General features: G+C 64.1%; 16 protein-coding genes and 1 tRNA gene. 10 read left to right on the top strand and 7 right to left on the bottom strand.

All coding sequences use genetic code 11. The features are described 5' to 3' along the window. The first annotated feature begins 48 nt into the window (after positions 1–48). The 3 genes from M1D78_RS01085 to M1D78_RS01075 are packed head-to-tail and all read left to right on the top strand — an operon-like array spanning position 49 to position 3,502. On the top strand, positions 49–1,308 hold the full coding sequence (locus tag M1D78_RS01085) for a murein hydrolase activator EnvC family protein (RefSeq protein WP_437422400.1): 1,260 nt from the start codon (positions 49–51) through the stop codon (positions 1,306–1,308). Between the two features lie 43 nt (positions 1,309–1,351). After that, positions 1,352–2,680: a S41 family peptidase gene (locus M1D78_RS01080; RefSeq protein WP_437422401.1), complete on the top strand. Its 1,329-nt coding sequence runs from the start codon at positions 1,352–1,354 to the stop codon at positions 2,678–2,680. Positions 2,681–2,692: 12 nt separating this feature from the next. Further along, positions 2,693–3,502 (top strand): divergent polysaccharide deacetylase family protein, encoded by an 810-nt coding sequence (locus M1D78_RS01075; protein ID WP_437422402.1) that lies wholly within the window; start codon positions 2,693–2,695, stop codon positions 3,500–3,502. A gap of 55 nt (positions 3,503–3,557) precedes the next feature. Here M1D78_RS01075 and M1D78_RS01070 read toward each other — a convergent pair whose 3' ends face one another. From M1D78_RS01070 to hisB, 7 genes are all read right to left on the bottom strand, one after another. Then, positions 3,558–4,304, bottom strand: a complete 747-nt coding sequence (locus M1D78_RS01070; RefSeq protein ID WP_437422403.1) for a substrate-binding periplasmic protein — start codon at positions 4,302–4,304, stop codon at positions 3,558–3,560. A 282-nt stretch (positions 4,305–4,586) separates the two neighbouring features. Next, positions 4,587–5,333 (bottom strand): substrate-binding periplasmic protein, encoded by a 747-nt coding sequence (locus tag M1D78_RS01065; protein ID WP_437422404.1) that lies wholly within the window; start codon positions 5,331–5,333, stop codon positions 4,587–4,589. A gap of 84 nt (positions 5,334–5,417) precedes the next feature. Beyond that, on the bottom strand, positions 5,418–6,188 hold the full coding sequence (gene hisF / locus M1D78_RS01060) for an imidazole glycerol phosphate synthase subunit HisF (protein ID WP_437422405.1): 771 nt from the start codon (positions 6,186–6,188) through the stop codon (positions 5,418–5,420). A 96-nt stretch (positions 6,189–6,284) separates the two neighbouring features. Next, positions 6,285–7,028: a 1-(5-phosphoribosyl)-5-[(5-phosphoribosylamino)methylideneamino]imidazole-4-carboxamide isomerase gene (hisA, locus tag M1D78_RS01055; RefSeq protein WP_217475896.1), complete on the bottom strand. Its 744-nt coding sequence runs from the start codon at positions 7,026–7,028 to the stop codon at positions 6,285–6,287. Positions 7,029–7,063: 35 nt separating this feature from the next. After that, entirely contained in the window at positions 7,064–7,324 is a 261-nt protein-coding gene (locus tag M1D78_RS01050; RefSeq protein ID WP_437422406.1) for a DUF2164 domain-containing protein, read from the bottom strand. Next, positions 7,324–7,962, bottom strand: coding sequence for an imidazole glycerol phosphate synthase subunit HisH (hisH, locus tag M1D78_RS01045; RefSeq protein ID WP_019341946.1), 639 nt, complete (start codon positions 7,960–7,962; stop codon positions 7,324–7,326). The genes M1D78_RS01050 and hisH overlap by 1 nt, the downstream gene beginning before the upstream one ends. Next, positions 7,962–8,555, bottom strand: coding sequence for an imidazoleglycerol-phosphate dehydratase HisB (gene hisB, locus M1D78_RS01040; protein WP_019341947.1), 594 nt, complete (start codon positions 8,553–8,555; stop codon positions 7,962–7,964). Before hisB ends, hisH begins: the two co-directional genes overlap by 1 nt. A gap of 317 nt (positions 8,556–8,872) precedes the next feature. On the opposite strand from hisB, the gene panM reads away from it, so the two are divergent. The 7 genes from panM to M1D78_RS01005 all read left to right on the top strand — a co-directional run bounded on the left by panM (position 8,873) and on the right by M1D78_RS01005 (position 16,061). After that, positions 8,873–9,271: an aspartate 1-decarboxylase autocleavage activator PanM gene (gene panM / locus M1D78_RS01035; protein ID WP_437422407.1), complete on the top strand. Its 399-nt coding sequence runs from the start codon at positions 8,873–8,875 to the stop codon at positions 9,269–9,271. Between the two features lie 121 nt (positions 9,272–9,392). Continuing rightward, positions 9,393–11,618: an AsmA family protein gene (locus M1D78_RS01030; RefSeq protein ID WP_437422408.1), complete on the top strand. Its 2,226-nt coding sequence runs from the start codon at positions 9,393–9,395 to the stop codon at positions 11,616–11,618. Positions 11,619–11,629: 11 nt separating this feature from the next. Beyond that, entirely contained in the window at positions 11,630–12,697 is a 1,068-nt protein-coding gene (gene mutY, locus M1D78_RS01025; protein WP_437422519.1) for an A/G-specific adenine glycosylase, read from the top strand. Next, positions 12,694–12,966, top strand: a complete 273-nt coding sequence (locus tag M1D78_RS01020; RefSeq protein WP_437422409.1) for an oxidative damage protection protein — start codon at positions 12,694–12,696, stop codon at positions 12,964–12,966. Before mutY ends, M1D78_RS01020 begins: the two co-directional genes overlap by 4 nt. Positions 12,967–13,069: 103 nt before the next feature. Beyond that, positions 13,070–13,145, top strand: a tRNA-Phe gene (locus M1D78_RS01015). Positions 13,146–13,312: 167 nt separating this feature from the next. Continuing rightward, the gene (locus M1D78_RS01010) at positions 13,313–13,783 is read left to right on the top strand and encodes a thermonuclease family protein (RefSeq protein WP_437422410.1); all 471 of its coding nucleotides are present in this window, start codon (positions 13,313–13,315) and stop codon (positions 13,781–13,783) included. 145 nt (positions 13,784–13,928) lie between these two features. After that, entirely contained in the window at positions 13,929–16,061 is a 2,133-nt protein-coding gene (locus tag M1D78_RS01005) for a TonB-dependent receptor (protein ID WP_437422411.1), read from the top strand. Positions 16,062–16,269: the final 208 nt, after the last annotated feature.

The following is a 16,269-nucleotide window of genomic DNA, read 5'->3' as shown; positions in this document are numbered from 1 at the left end:
TTTTTTAGGCATACTACGGCGGTCGTCGAACTCTCGGTTAGCTCCCCCATGCCTCGTATTCTTTTAGCCCTGGTGCTCGCCTGCCTGCTCGGTCCGGCCATCGCCGATGAACGTGCCGACGCCCGCCGGCAGATCGAAGCGGCACGGCAGGACGTTGCCGAATTGCAAAAGCTGCTCAAGCAGATCGAGCAGGAGAAATCCACGGTCCAGAAGCAGCTGCAAACCACTGAAAGCGAGATGGGCGAGCTGGAAAAGCAGGTCGACTCGCTGCAACAGGAAATCGATCGCAGCGAAGCCGAGCTTGACCGCTTGAACGAGGAGAAGACGACGCTCGAAGGCGCCCGCATCGAGCAGCAGCGTCTGATCGGCATTCAGGCTCGCGCGGCCTACCAGAGCGGCCGTCAGGAATACCTGAAACTGCTGTTGAACCAGCAAAGCCCGGAGAAGTTTTCCCGCACGCTGACCTATTACGACTACCTGAGCAAGGCGCGCTTCGAGCAGGTCGAGGGCTTCAACGAGACGCTGCGCCAGCTCGCCAATGTCGAGGCTGGTATCGAAGCGCAGCAAGCAACCCTCGCCGAACAGCAGGACGGCCTCAAGCAACGCCGCGAGCAGCTGGCCGAAGTACGCCAGAAGCGCCAGCAAACCCTGGCCAAGCTGGACCGCGACCGGGCCAGCCGCGACCAGAAACTGCAGGCGCGCAAGCAGGAGCAGGCACAGCTCGAGCGCGTCCTCAAGATCATCGAGGAAACCCTTGCCCGCCAGGCCCGCGAAGCGGAACAGGCTCGCCAGCGCGCCTTGGCACAGGCCCGCGAGCAGGAGTCGCAACGCCAGCAGGCAGGCCGTGCTTCGACGCAGCCCAGCGGCCCTGTGGTCTCAAGCGCGGGCGGCAGCTTTGGTGGCCCCTTCGCTAGCGCCAAAGGCAAGCTGCCCTGGCCGGTGGACGGCCAATTGGTCGCGCGCTACGGCACTCCGCGTGGCGGCGATGCTCGAACCAAATGGGACGGCGTACTGATTGGCGCGCGTGTCGGCACTCAGGTCCGTGCCGTCCATGGCGGCCGGGTGGTGTTCGCCGACTGGTTACGGGGCGCCGGATTACTCGTCATCCTCGACCACGGCAACGGTTACCTGAGCCTCTACGGTCACAACCAGAGCCTGCTGCGGGACGCGGGAGAGATCGTCAAGGCCGGCGACCCCATCGCTACCGTAGGCAACAGCGGCGGACAGGAATCTGCCGCCCTGTATTTCGCCATTCGCCAGCAGGGCCGCCCCAGCGATCCTGCCGTGTGGTGTCGCGCGCAAGGATAGGCCGCCCGGCCGCAAGCGCACCCCCTCTCAACTGGAGTTCGACATGCTGCACCTGCGCCGTTTCGCCCAACCTTCCACCCTCGCCCTGGCGATCATGCTGGGGATGCACGGTAGCGCCTGGGCCCAGGAGCCGCCGGCAGAGGCGGAGCCGGCCGCCATCGAGGCGCAGCGCAAGGCGCCCCTGCCACTGGACGAGCTGCGCACCTTCGTCGAGGTGCTGGACCGGATCAAGGCCGCCTATGTCGAACCGGTCGATGACAAGACCCTGCTGGAAAACGCCATCAAGGGCATGCTCAGCAACCTTGATCCGCATTCGGCTTATCTGGAGCCGGAAGCGTTCGCCGACCTGCAAGAAAGCACCAGCGGCGAGTTCGGCGGCCTCGGCATCGAGGTGGGCATCGAAGACGGCTTCATCAAGGTCGTCTCACCGATCGACGACACGCCCGCCTCCAAGGCCGGCATCGAAGCCGGTGACCTGATCGTCAAGATCGACGGCAAGCCGACTAAAGGCATGTCGATGATGGATGCGGTGAACATGATGCGCGGTAAGCCGGGCACCGACATCGCACTATCGCTCGTGCGCGAGGGAGGCAAGCCGTTCGACGTCAAACTCACCCGTGCGGTGATCAAGGTCAACAGCGTCAAGAATCAGATGCTGGAGCCCGGCTATGGTTACCTGCGTGTGACCCAATTCCAGATCAACACTGGCGAAGAAGTCGGCAAGGCGCTGGCCGCGCTGCGCAAGGAGAACGGCAAGAAGCTCAACGGCCTGGTGCTCGACCTGCGCAACAACCCCGGCGGCGTGCTGCAGGCGGCCGTCGAGGTGTCCGATCACTTCCTCACCGATGGGCTGATCGTCTACACCAAGGGGCGCATCGCCAACTCCGAGCTGCGCTTCAACGCCGATCCGGCCGACGCCAGCGAAGGCGTACCGCTCGTCGTGCTGATCAACGGCGGCAGCGCCTCGGCGTCGGAAATCGTCGCCGGCGCACTGCAGGATCAGAAGCGCGGCGTGGTGATGGGCACGGACAGTTTCGGCAAGGGTTCCGTGCAAACCGTCCTGCCGCTCAACAACGATCGTGCGCTCAAGCTCACCACCGCGCTCTATTTCACCCCTAATGGCCGCTCGATCCAGGCCCAGGGCATCGAGCCGGACATCGAAGTCACACGCGCCAAGCTGACCCGCGAGCAGGCTGCCGACGGTATCCGCGAGGCGGACCTGGCGGGGCACCTGGGCAACGGCAACGGTGGGCCGGATCGCCCCAGCAGCACGCAAGTGATCAGCGATTCGGAGCGCCCGCAGGACGATGACTACCAGCTCGGGCAGGCGCTGAACCTCCTCAAGGGACTGAACCTGACCCGCGGCCAGTAACCGGTGCGCCGGGTGGCGCTGCCGTGGCTGGCGGCATTGACGCTGTTCCTGCATGCCGCGGCGGCACCCGCCCCGGCGGCAGACCGTGCCAGCCCGCCTGAAGCCCAGCGGCAAGCTCCTGCCAGCAGGCCCAGGCTCGCTCTGGTCATCGACGACCTCGGTCAGAACCTGCACCGCGACCTACGAGTCCTGCAGTTTCCCGGGCCGGTCGCGCTGGCGATCCTGCCGGATGCCCCTCACGCCAGGGCGCTTGCGGAGAAGGCCAACAGTGCGGGCAAGACCGTCATGCTGCACATGCCCATGGCGCCGGCGGGTGGTCCCTACGCCTGGCGCCCCGGGCTGCCTCAGGACGCGCTTCAGCACCGACTGGACGAGGCGCTCCGGGCCGTACCGCACGCAAGCGGACTGAACAACCACATGGGCAGTGAAATGACCGTCAGGCAGTTACCGATGCTGGCCTTGATGACCGAGCTGCAACGGCGCCACCTTTTCTTTCTCGACAGCCGCACTAACCGGGGAACGGTCGCGGCGGCATCCGCCCAGCAGGTGGGGCTGGCCAGCCTGTCACGGGATATCTTTCTCGACGACGATCCAAGCCCCGCGGCAGTGGCCACACAGTTCCGCGAGGCGCTCGCCCTCGCTCGCAAACAGGGTTCCGTGGTGATCATTGGCCATCCGCACCGCAGCACATTGGCGCTGCTTGAGCGCGAACTGCCGCGCCTGGAGGAGGCCGGCATCGACTGGGTCGACATGGGCCAGATGATCGCCATGCGAGCCAACCGGGCTATGGCTGCGCACGGCCGCGATGGCGTCTATCGCTGACCAACAGCTTTCAGCACCGCCCCGCCCTGTTGCGGGTTGACCATGACATCAGGCGCTACAGATAGCGGCGCAGGATGACATCGATCGATCCGTCGCTCCGCATGTCGTTGAGTGCCTTCTGCAGGCGGCTCACCACCTCGTCGGGCGTCTGTTTGTTCAGCGCGAGGAACAGTTGGGCATCGTTGAATCGCAATACGGTGGTCAGACCGCCGACGCCCTCCTGCTTGGCGAGGTACGGGCCGACCGGGTCGGTGGTCGCCCAAAGATCGATCTGCCCCTTGAGCAACTTGCCGACGTTCTCCTGATCACGAAGCGAGTTGACCGGCTCGAAACCTTTACTTTCCAGATGCTGGCTGACCGCATCGTTGCGGTAGGCGCCGATCCGGTACTGCCTGGCCTCTTCCAAGGAGGTCAGGCGCAGCGAGCTGCCGGGTGGCGCAAGCAGAACCCAGCCGGTGCTCGCCAATGGCCCGACCCATTTGAACAATGGCTCACGCTCAGGGGTATAGGTGGTGGAGAACAGGGCCTGGTCGTGGTGCTCCAGCACCTGGTTGTAGATGCGGTCCCAGGGGAAACGCAGCGTGAGGCTGTAGTCCACACCGGCGCGCTTGAACATCTCCCGGACGATATCAGCATTGATGCCGCTGATGTTCCGGTCGGCAGCGTAATTCTTGCCGTCCGCCGCCATATTGAAGGGCGGGAAGTTCTCAGTCAGCACAACGAGTTTGTAATCGCTTGGCAATGCGGCCTGAGCCGACACGGCCGACAACATGAACAAGGCCACCGCAAACAAACGCTTCATCGAACACGCTCCCCTCATCGAACACGCTTGCACCGACGCCGCTGGCAGCCTGTCGTACAGGCACTGCGCCAGTGTTCCTCCATCTGGTTTAGCAAGTTGTGAACCAGGCGCACGCGAGCAAGCCGTGAAATGAGAAATCGGTCACAGCTAAGCTGTCATTTCGATATCACAAGGAGGTGTCGGGTAGAAATACCGGGCACTGTGCGGCCCTTGCCTCGCCGCGACGCCCGCGCGTTGCGCACGGGCTGGCGAAAGCGCCCCGTGATGGGGCGCGGGGGTAGGTCAGAGGTAGCGAGCCGTAATGACGTCCAGCGTGCCATCGGCACGCATGTTGTCCAACGCCGCCTGTAAACGGGCCACGATGTCGTCGGCGGTTTCCTTGTTCAGTGCCAGGTAAAGCTCAGCGCTGTCGAACCGCAGCACCGATTTGAAGCCCGTCACACCCTGCTGGCGAGCCAGAAATCGCCCCGCCGGGTCACCCGTGGCCCAGAGGTCGATGGACCCGTTCTGTAGTTTCTCGACGTTAGCCTGGTCACGCAGCGCTAATTGCGGTTCGAGTCCCTTGCTTGCAAGGTGCTCGGCGATGGCGTCGCCCTTGTAGGCGCCGATTCGATACTGGCGCGCCTGTTCGAGGCTGCTGATCTGCAGGTCACTGTCGCCTCGCGCCAGCAGCACCCAGTCGTCCGGCCCGATCGGCCCTACCCATTTGAACAGCGCTTCGCGCTCTGGCAGGCGCGCCGCGACGAACACGCCGTAGCCCGGCATCTCCAGCGCCATCTTGTAGATTCGCTCCCACGGGAAACGCAGGGTCAGGCTGTAGTCCACACCCGCGCGCTTGAACACCTCGCGCACGATGTCCGCAGCGATGCCACTGATGTTCTCGTCGCGCGCGAAGTTCTTGCCGTCGACGGCCATGTTGTAGGGCGGGAAATTTTCAGTCAGCAGGTGGATCCGTTCCGGTTCCGCCTGGGCCGCGACCGGGGCGAGTGAGAGGCCGACGGCCAGCGCAAGCAGGAGGGGTTTGAACATTTTTCAGGGGTCCTTGATGACGCAACGGCCGCTGCTGGCGGCCGTGTCCTTGGGTGTGGTGATATGTCCGCCGGGCGGCGGTTGTCAGCGCATCACGATGCCGCAGCTGGCCATGTAGGCCTTGGCTTCCGGCACGGTGTACTCGCCGAAGTGAAAGATGCTCGCGGCGAGTACCGCATCGGCCTTGCCTTCAAGGATGCCGTCGGCCAAGTGCTGCAGATTGCCGACACCGCCGGAGGCGATGACCGGGATGCGCACCGCCTCGCTAATGGCGCGCGTGACACCGAGGTCATAGCCACTCTTCACACCGTCCTGATCCATGCTGGTCAGCAGGATTTCGCCAGCGCCAAGGGCTTCCATCTTCTGCGCCCAGAGCACCGCGTCGAGCCCGGTGGGCTTGCGACCGCCATGGGTGAAAATTTCCCAGCGGCCGGGCTCACCGGGCTTCGAGACGCGCTTGGCGTCGATCGCCACGACGATGCATTGCGAGCCGAAACGATCGGCGGCTTCACCGACGAATTCTGGGGTGAACACCGCGGCCGTATTGATCGACACCTTGTCGGCACCGGCATTGAGCAGGTTGCGGATGTCTTGAACGGTGCGCACGCCGCCGCCCACGGTCAGCGGAATGAACACCTGGCTGGCCATGCGCTCGACGGTGTGCAGCGTGGTGTCGCGGTTGTCGACGCTGGCGGTGATGTCGAGGAAGGTAATCTCGTCGGCGCCTTGCTCGTCGTAGCGGCGCGCGATCTCCACCGGGTCACCGGCGTCGCGGATATTCTCGAACTTGACGCCCTTGACCACGCGGCCGTTGTCCACGTCGAGGCAGGGGATGATGCGTTTGGCCAGGGCCATGCTTTTCTCCGAAAAGAGCTTGAAGCCTTAAGTGCAGAAGCGGGAAGCCGGTCGAGCAGCTTCGCTTTCAGCTGCCGGCTTCCAGCTCACGGCTTGTTACTCGTCTTTGAACTTCAGATCGCAGAGCGCCTGCGCTTCGGCGACGTCGAGGGTGCCCTCGTAGATCGCGCGCCCGGTGATGGCGCCGATGATGCCGGGCGTGTTGGTGTCGAGCAGCTTCTGGATATCGCCAATGTTGTGGATGCCACCGGAAGCGATCACCGGGATACGACTGGCATTGGCCAGCGCCACCGTGGCCTCGACGTTGCAGCCCTGCATCATGCCGTCCTTGGCGATGTCGGTGTAGACGATCGCCGAGACGCCATCGGCCTCGAACCGGCGGGCCAGATCGACGGCCTGCACACTGCTGACTTCCGCCCAGCCGTCAGTGGCCACGAAGCCGTCCTTCGCGTCCAGGCCGACGATCACTTTGCCCGGGAAGGCGCGGCAGGCTTCGCCGACGAACTCGGGCTGCTTGACCGCCTTGGTGCCGATGATCACGTAGCTGACGCCGGCGCGCACGTAGTGCTCGATGGTTTCCAGCGAGCGAATGCCGCCGCCGATCTGGATGGGCAGGTTCGGGTAGCGCTTGGCGATTGCGGTGACCACTTCACCGTTGACCGGCTGGCCCTCGAAGGCACCGTTGAGGTCGACCAGATGCAGGCGACGGCAGCCCGCTTCGACCCACTTCGCGGCCATGGCCACCGGATCATCGGAAAACACCGTCGCGTCATCCATCAGGCCCTGACGCAGACGCACGCAGGCGCCGTCCTTGAGATCGATGGCGGGAATAATCAGCATGGCTCGAACCTGTTCAAATCAAGTGTCGGTTAAGGTCAGCTCTTCTCGAGCGCCCACAAGTCGCTCTCGATGCTTTCGAACCTCTCTTTGAGGTGCGTCTGCACGTCGAAAATCGCCTTGTTGTAATACAGCGGAGCGATTTCACGGGCGAACAGATCAAGCACTTCCTGCGCTTCGAACGAGCCCAGCTCCAGCTCGAAACGGTCTTCCAGAAAGCGCTTGATGGTCTGTTGCGCGGCCTGCTCCTGAGCGGAATCCAGCGTCAGGACCGGAGCCTTTGGCTTGGCCCGGCTCATTACCAGCGGCCATCCCAGGCGGCGAAGTTCTGCAGCAGCTGCAGGCCGTGGGTGTGGCTTTTCTCGGGGTGGAACTGCACGGCGAAGCGCGAGCCGTCGGCCAGCGCGGCGGCAAACGGCTTGCCGTAGCGACCCCGCCCGACGACCTGGCGCGGCTGAGCCGCCTCGACGTAATAGCTGTGAACGAAATAGAAACGGCCGTCAGCTGGGATGTTGTGCCACAACGGATGGCTGACCGCTTGCTCCACCTCGTTCCAGCCCATGTGCGGCACCTTTAGGCGCTCGCCATTTTCTTCCAGATCCTTACCGAAAAAGCGCACCCGACCTGGAAACAATCCAATACAGTCAACGCCGCCGTTCTCTTCGCTATGTTCCATCAGCGCCTGCATACCCACACACACGCCAAGGAACGGCCGATCCACGCTAACTTCGCGCACCAACTCATCGAAGCCCAGTCGACGGATTTCGGCCATGCAATCGCGAATCGCGCCCACGCCGGGAAACACTACGCGGTCCGCCTCGCGGATCACCTGCGCATCGCTGGTGATCAGTACCCGGCCGGCGCCCACGTGTTCGAGCGCCTTGGCGACCGAATGCAGGTTGCCCATGCCGTAATCGATGACTGCGACGGTCTGCATTACAGGCAACCCTTGGTCGATGGCATCTGCCCGGCCATGCGCTCGTCCAGCGTCACGGCCATGCGCAGCGCGCGGCCGAAGGCCTTGAATACGGTTTCGATCTGGTGATGGGTGTTGTGCCCGCGCAGGTTGTCGATGTGCAGGGTGACCAGCGCGTGGTTGACGAAGCCCTGGAAGAATTCCTGGAACAGATCGACATCGAAGCCGCCGACGGTGGCGCGGGTATAGGGCACATGCATCTGCAAACCCGGGCGACCGGAGAAATCGATGACCACGCGCGACAGCGCCTCATCCAGCGGCACGTAGGAATGGCCGTAGCGGGTCATGCCCTTCTTGTCGCCCACCGCCTTGGCGAAGGCCTGGCCGAGGGTGATGCCGACGTCTTCAACGGTATGGTGATCATCGATGTGCAGGTCACCCTGACATTCGATGTCGAGATCGATCAAGCCGTGGCGGGCGATCTGATCGAGCATGTGCTCGAGAAAAGGCACGCCGATGGCGAAGCGGCTCTTGCCAGTGCCGTCCAGATTGATGGTGGCCTTGACCTGGGTTTCCAGGGTGTTGCGCTCTACGCAAGCCGTACGTTCGGACATCAACAGCTCCGCTGATCATCGGGCGAAAAAGGCACGCATTATAGGCGTAAACCCGTACCAAGGGATACGCGCCCGCCGGCCGGATCGCCTCGCGCGGACCGGCAGATCGCCCCGCTCCCCCCTGCTGCACGGGCAACCGCATCGGATATCTCGAGCCCGCGCGGATAGATCAAGGACCCGCGCATCGCCTCTGGGCGCCCATGAGCCGTGTCCAGGCGCAACACCGGCGGCCAACCCGCGCAGGCAGGGTGCTGTCGTGCGATTGCCAGAATGCGGGGTTATGCTTGCCGGCATCTTCCGCACAGGTGCCCGGCCGTATGCCCGTCTACGTCGAAACGCTCACCGACCCCAGCCCGCAGGATCGCATCGACCTGGCGAAAATCTATGCCGACGCGCCCGCCTGGCTGCTCGTGCCCCACGCCGATGCCGAGGCGTTGATCGACAGCGCGCTGGCCGACGGCAGCCTGATCGCCGGCCGCTTCAATGACCGCCTACTCGGCGCCGCCCAGCTTCGGCGCAACACAGATCATTGGCAGCTTTCACACCTCTGCGTGCGCAAGGTCACCCGGCGCCGTGGCGTCGGCAAACGCTTGCTCGACGAGAGCCTGCGATTGGCGGCCGAGGCCGGGAAACCGCTGCGCCTGGCCGCGCCAGCCGGCCATCTCGACGCCCAGGCGCTCGCCGCTCGCACCCATCTGCCGCTGGACCTGATCTGAGGCCCGACCGGCCGCAGGAACCGCGGCGCCCACATCGACTCCAACACGCACCGCGCCGCCCGGCCAACCTGCGGCGCTATACTCGCTGCCTTTCAGAACGCAAAAACACAAGGACTCGTCCATGAAAGCGCTCGGCAAGATCCTGGGCCTGGTAATCCTCGGGTTGCTGCTGGTACTCGTCGGGTTGGGCTTCGCACTCACCCACCTCTTCGACCCCAATGACTACAAGGATGAAATTCGCAAGCTTGCCCGCGACAAGGCCGGCCTCGAACTGAACATCGCCGGCGACATCGGCTGGAGCCTGTTTCCCTGGCTGGGTCTTGAGCTGCACGAAACCACCCTCGCCAGCGCCCAGACGCCCGACCAGCCCTTCGCCGACCTGCGCATGCTCGGGTTGTCAGTCCGCGTAATGCCGCTGCTGCGCCGCGAAGTGCAAATGAGCGACATCACCGTCAACGGTCTCAACCTGATGCTCGCCCGTGACGAACAGGGCCGGGGCAACTGGGAAGGCATCGGTCGCCCGGCGAAGCAGGGCGACACCGAGCAAGGCGCGGAGGCCGAGCCAGCCGAAGCGCCCGCCGATACCGAGGCGGAAACGACCGGCAGCACACGCCCGCTGCGCCTGGACATCGACAGCCTGACCATTACCGATGCTCGTGTCGCCTACCATGACGCCCGCAGCGGCCAGCAGCTCAGCGCCGAAGGCATCGAGCTGACCACCGGCGCTATTCGTGAGGGCAGCCCGATCCCGCTCAAGCTCAATGCCTTCTTTGGCAGCAACAAACCGGTCATGCGGGCCCGTACCGAGCTGCAGGGCTCGCTGAGCTTCGACAATCGCCTGCAGCGCTACCAGTTCGAGGACATGCGCTTGAGCGGCGAAGCATCGGGCGAGCCGCTGAAAGGCAAGACCCTCAACTTCAGCGCCCAAGGGCAGCTTCTGGCCGACCTGGCCGCCGATGTGGCCGAGTGGACCAGCCTCAAGTTCACCGCTAATCAGGTGCGCGGACTTGGCGAACTCAAGGCGCGCGATCTCAACGACCAGCCCAAGGTCGCCGGCACGCTGTCTATCGCGTCGTTCAACCTGCGTGAGTTTCTTGAAGGCATCGGCCAGCCGCTGCCGGTGATGGCCGACGGCAACGCCCTGGGCAAAGCCGAACTGGTCACGCGACTGGCCGCCACGCCGACCAGCCTCATGCTCGAAGAGCTGGACCTGAAGTTCGATGACAGCCGCTTCACCGGCCAAGCCGGCATCAGCGATTTTGCCCGCCAGGCCGTGCGTATGGACCTCAAGGGCGACCGGCTCGATCTCGACCGCTACCTGCCCCCTGCGCAAAAGGACGATCCGGCGGGCGCCGCACGCCAAGGCGAGGTCGATGCCACCGAAGCCGCGGTGATCGGCAGCGGCACCACCCCGCTTCCGGACAAGCCGACCCAGCACGCCTGGAGCGACGAGAAGCTGTTGCCAGTCGAGACGCTGCGCAAGCTGGACGCGCGCGTCGTGGTTACTGTCGCCAGCCTCACCGCGAAAAAGCTGCCGCTGGAGAACGTCAGCCTCAACGCACGCAGCGCTGGCGGCCAGCTTGCTGTCGAGACACTGCGCGCCGGCCTGTACAACGGGCGCGTCGAAGGCTCGGCGACCCTCGATGTCCGGCAGGCGCTGCCGCAGATCGGCCTGCAGAGCCGGCTGATCCATGTCCCCATCGAACGTCTTCTGCAAAGCATGGGCGAGAAAGTCATCATCAAGGGGCTGGTCAATCTGGACGGCGACTTCCGCACCCAGGGCAATAGTCAAAAAGCTTGGATCGACAACCTCAACGGCAAGGCCGGCTTCATCATCGACAATGGCGTGCTCGTCGATGCCAACCTGGAGCAGCAAGTCTGCCGCGCCATCGCCACGCTCAATCGCAAGCAGCTGAGTGGCGACCCTCGGGGCAAAGACACCCCCTTCCGTGAACTCAAGGGCAACTTGGTCGTGAGCAATGGCGTCGCCACCAACCGCGACCTCAAGGCCAGCATCCCGGGCCTGACGGTCAACGGCGAAGGCGATATCGACCTGCGTGTGCTGGGCATGGATTACCGCGTCGGCATCCTCGTCGAAGGCGACAAGGGCGCCATGCCCGACCCGGCCTGCGAGGTTAACGAGCGCTACGTAGGCATCGAGTGGCCGCTGCACTGCCGGGGGCCGCTGGAGCTCGGCGCCAAGGCGTGCCGTTTCGACAATGACCGTCTGGGCAAGATCGCCGCACGGCTCGCCGGCGAGAAACTCAACCAGACCATCGAAGAAAAGCTGGGCGACAAGGTCAGCCCGGAACTGAAGGATGCGCTCAAGGGGTTGTTCAACCGATGATCACCGAGCCGATGAGCCCGGAGCAGTTCGGCGACGCCGTGCTCGAATGGTACGACCGTCACGGGCGCAAAGACCTGCCCTGGCAGCAGGGCATCACTCCGTATCGGGTCTGGGTGTCGGAAATCATGCTGCAGCAAACCCAGGTCAGCACCGTGCTCGGCTATTTCGACCGGTTCATGGACGCGCTCCCCTCGGTCGAGGCGCTTGCTGCCGCGCCGGAAGACGAAGTGCTCCACCTCTGGACTGGCCTCGGCTACTACAGCCGTGCCCGCAACCTGCACAAGACTGCCAAGCTGATCGTGGCCGAGTACGGCGGCGAATTTCCCCGTGACGTCGAACGCCTCGCCGAACTGCCCGGCATCGGCCGCTCGACCGCGGGCGCCATCGCCAGCCTCAGCATGGGCCTGCGCGCGCCGATCCTCGACGGCAACGTCAAGCGCGTGCTGGCCCGCTACACCGCTCAACCGGGCTATCCCGGCGAGCCGAAAGTCGCCCGCCAGCTCTGGGACGTCGCTGAGCGATTTACCCCGGGCCGGCGCGTTAACCACTACACCCAGGCAATGATGGATCTGGGCGCCACACTCTGTACGCGAAGCAAGCCGAGCTGCCTGCTCTGCCCGCTACGCTCGGGCTGCCGCGCTCACCTGCTGGGTCGCGAGACGGATTTCCCGGTCCCCAAGCCGCGCAAGACGTTGCCACAGAAGCGCACCCTGATGCCGCTGCTGGCCAACCGGGACGGCGCCATCCTGCTCTATCGTCGCCCATCGACGGGCCTTTGGGGCGGCCTCTGGAGCCTGCCCGAACTGGACGACTTGGACGCCCTCGCGCCGCTCGCCGAACGCCACGCCCTACGCCTGCAGGGGCAACAACCGTTGCCGGGCCTGACGCACACTTTCAGCCATTTCCAGCTCGCCATCGAACCCTGGCTGGTCCGCGTCGACAGCGTCGCCGGCGCCGTGGCCCAGCCCGACTGGCTCTGGTATAACCTCGCCACCCCGCCGCGACTGGGGCTTGCCGCCCCGGTGAAGACGCTGCTCAAGCGCGCCGCCGCCGAACTGAACGCAGGAGAGATGTCATGACCCGCACCGTGAATTGCCGCAAATACAAGGAAGAACTGCCCGGCCTGGACCGCCCCCCATACCCCGGCCCGAAAGGCGAGGACATCTATAACAACGTGTCGAAGCAGGCCTGGGACGACTGGCAGAAACACCAGACCATGCTGATCAACGAACGCCGCCTGAACATGATGAACGCCGAGGATCGCAAGTTCCTCCAGGCCGAAATGGACAAGTTCCTCTCCGGCGAAGAGTACGCCCAGGCCGAAGGCTACGTGCCGCCGAGCGAGTGAGGGCGAGCAGGGCGGGTAGTCACCTAAACGCCCGTCCTGGCTAAATATTTTTCCAGGGCGCGCTTGACAGGCAAAAGCCAAATCCGTCTAATAGCGCCCCGTTGCCCAGGTAGCTCAGTCGGTAGAGCAGGGGATTGAAAATCCCCGTGTCGGCGGTTCGATTCCGTCCCTGGGCACCACTCATTTCGTTTCGAGTGGTGCACACCTTCGAAACACCAGAAACCGGCCATGAGCCGGTTTTTTGTTGCCTGCGATTTCTGTAGTCGCTACCCATCTGAGACACAGCTCCCTGCCCTTCGGTAATTGGCCTGCTAACCTCGCGCGCCTCGCTTCGCCGGAGGTACACATGCTGCGCTACCTGCTCGCCACCTTGTTGGTCACCGCCCTGCCCGCTTCGGCTGACTCAATCGACTGCCGCGTCATCGGCATTGCGGGGGGCGATCTCTTTGCGTGCCTGACTGCCGACCGAGAGCGGATACGTGTGCGGCTGGCTGAGGTCGACGCGCCCGAGGCGGGGCAGGCGTATGGCCTCGAGGCACAGCACGCCCTGTCGGGCTTCATTTTCGGTAAGGACGTCTCGCTCGCGGTGAAAGGACGCGATCGCCATGGCCGCACGCTTGCGCGGGTTCATGCGGGCGACACGGATGTGAACGCCGAGATGATCCGAGCAGGTGCAGCCTGGGCCGAACCCGACTACATGACGGATCGGAGCCTGCTAGCCCTCGAAGCCGTGGCGCGCGAATTCAAGCGCGGCCTGTGGGCATTGCCCAAATCGGACCGGCAGGCGCCCTGGGAATGGCGCCAACGCAAGCGGTGAGTCGCCACGGCAAGACCACCCCCATCTCGCTGGAAGACTTGCGCAAGGCCGAAACAACCCAGCCGACTGTGTAAATTTAATGAAAGTAATTCGCATTTAGTTTAAGTTCTCGCTCCCCCAATAAAACCAATACCGGGAGCACCAGGTGTTACGCAAACCTTGTCTTTGTCTGGCCATTTCTCTGGCTTCCCTATCCTTCGCCTCCGCGCCGGTCCTGGCCAACCAGGCGGCCGAGCTTGAAGCAGTGACCATCAGCGCCACACGCGCTCGAAGCGAAGCGGGCAAGACGCCCCAGAAAATAACCGTCATCGATCGCCAACAGATCGAGCAGCAGCTGGCGATCACGTCGGATCATGGTGCGGTGCTCAGCAACCTGATCCCCTCCTACTCCCCGAGCCGGCAGAAGATGAGCAGCGCTGGCGAAACCTTTCGCGGTCGCTCGGCGCTGATCCTGATCGACGGCGTACCGCAGTCGACGCCGCTTCGCGACAGTCAGCGAGATGGCTATGTCATCGACTTGTCAATGGTCGAGCGCATCGAGGTGATCCACGGCGCCAGTGCCGAGCACGGCCTGGGCGCCACGGGCGGGATCATCAACTACGTCACGCGGCGCCCCGCCAGTGGCACGCTACGCCAGCATGCCGCCGTGAGCCTCACGGCCCCCACCGACTACGATTCCGAAGGCCTTGGCTACAAGATGGACTACCGGGTCGAAGGCACGAAAGGCGATTTCGACTACCTGGCCGCGGCCAGCTGGCAGACGCAAGGGATGTTTTACGACGCCAATGGCGAACTGATCGGTGTCGACGACACCCAGGGCGACGTCATGGATTCCACCGCCCAGGATCTGATGGTCAAGCTCGGCTACTGGATCGATGACAACCAGCACGTGTCGCTCATGCTCAACCGCTACCAGGTCGAAGGCGAACACGAATACGTGAACGTGCCGGGCGACGCAGACGCCGATGTACCCGCGACCTCGCGCAAAGGCGACCCGCAGGGCAAGGCGCCGCAGAACGAGACGCTGGCGAGCAGCCTTTCCTACAAGCATGCCGATCTGTACGGCAACGAACTTGGCCTTCAGCTTTACACCCAGCGTTTTCGTGCGCGCTTCGGTGGCGGAACCAATGGCACCTTTCAGGACGACAGCATCGCGCCGATCGGCACCCTGTTCGATCAGTCGCAAAACGAATCGGACAAGATTGGCGGCAAGCTGACCCTGAGTCGCGACGGCCTGCTCGACGATCACCTGCGGCTGACGGGCGGCCTCGATGTGCTGCAAGACACCACCCGCCAGCAGCTGATCCTCACTGATCGGGAATGGGTACCGGAGACGGTATTCCGCAACTACGCGCCCTTCTTGCAGGCCGAGGTCCGCACGCTGGACTCCCTGACCCTCTTCGCCGGGGTGCGCCACGAGTTCGCCGAGCTTGAGGTCGACAGTTTCCGCACCATCGCCTCGACCAATCCGGCGCTAGGCGGCGTAGACGTCGAGGGCGGCAACCCGAGCTTCGAAGAAACGCTCTACAACGCCGGCCTGGTGTGGCAGATAAATGACTGGGCACAACTGTTCGGAAACTATTCCGAGGGCTTCGGTATGCCTGATGTCGGCCGCGTGCTGCGCGGCATCGGCACCCCGAACACTCGCGTAGACAGCTTCCTCGATCTACAGCCGGTGGTTACCGAGAACCGCGAGATCGGTCTGCGCCTGAAGCAGGGGCCGTTCGATGCCGAGATCAGCTACTACGAGTCCGACGCCGATCTCGGCTCACGTCTGGACAGCGTAGGCGGGGTCTACCAGATCCGTCGCGAGCGCACCGAGATCGACGGCGTCGAGCTCACCGCTGGCTGGCAGGTCAACGATGCACATCGCCTGAAACTGATGTATGCCCAGGTCGATGGCCGCTCGGACACCGACGGCGACGGCAAGGTCGACACCGACCTCAACGGTGCCAACATCTCGCCGGACCGCTACAGCATGAGCTGGCAGGCCAACTGGACTGACAACCTCCACAGCCTGCTACAGGTAAACCACTACGCCAGCCGCGATTTCGACACGCCCGGCCTGGAGTTCGATGGCTACAGCCTGGTCGATGCCACCCTGGGCTACCGGTTGCCGGTGGGCGAGGCCAGCCTCGGCATCGAGAACCTGCTGAATGAGGACTACCTGACCTACTACTCGCAGGCGGCCAACACCGGCTCGAAGGTCACCCGCGACGGTCGCGTGTTCAACGGCCGCGGTCGCACCTTCACGCTCGCCTACGCCGTCACGTTCTAAGCGACACGGCGCACTCGGTTCACGCGCCGGAACACCCCACCCCACCGTCCTTGCCCGCGCACGTCCTGTGCGCGGTTGGCCCGAAGGCGCCTGCTTCGGGAAAGTTCTGGTGAGTATTCGGCCGCCCCTTGCCGTCTACCTTTGGTTGGCGTCTCGCATAAAGGAGCCACAGCCCGTATTCCGTCCCATTCTCCAACCAGAGAGCAGA

The organism is Pseudomonas sp. SA195 (assembly GCF_054131565.1).
Note: the sequence above shows the minus strand (reverse complement) of the source record. Positions and strands in the feature narration are given on the sequence as shown.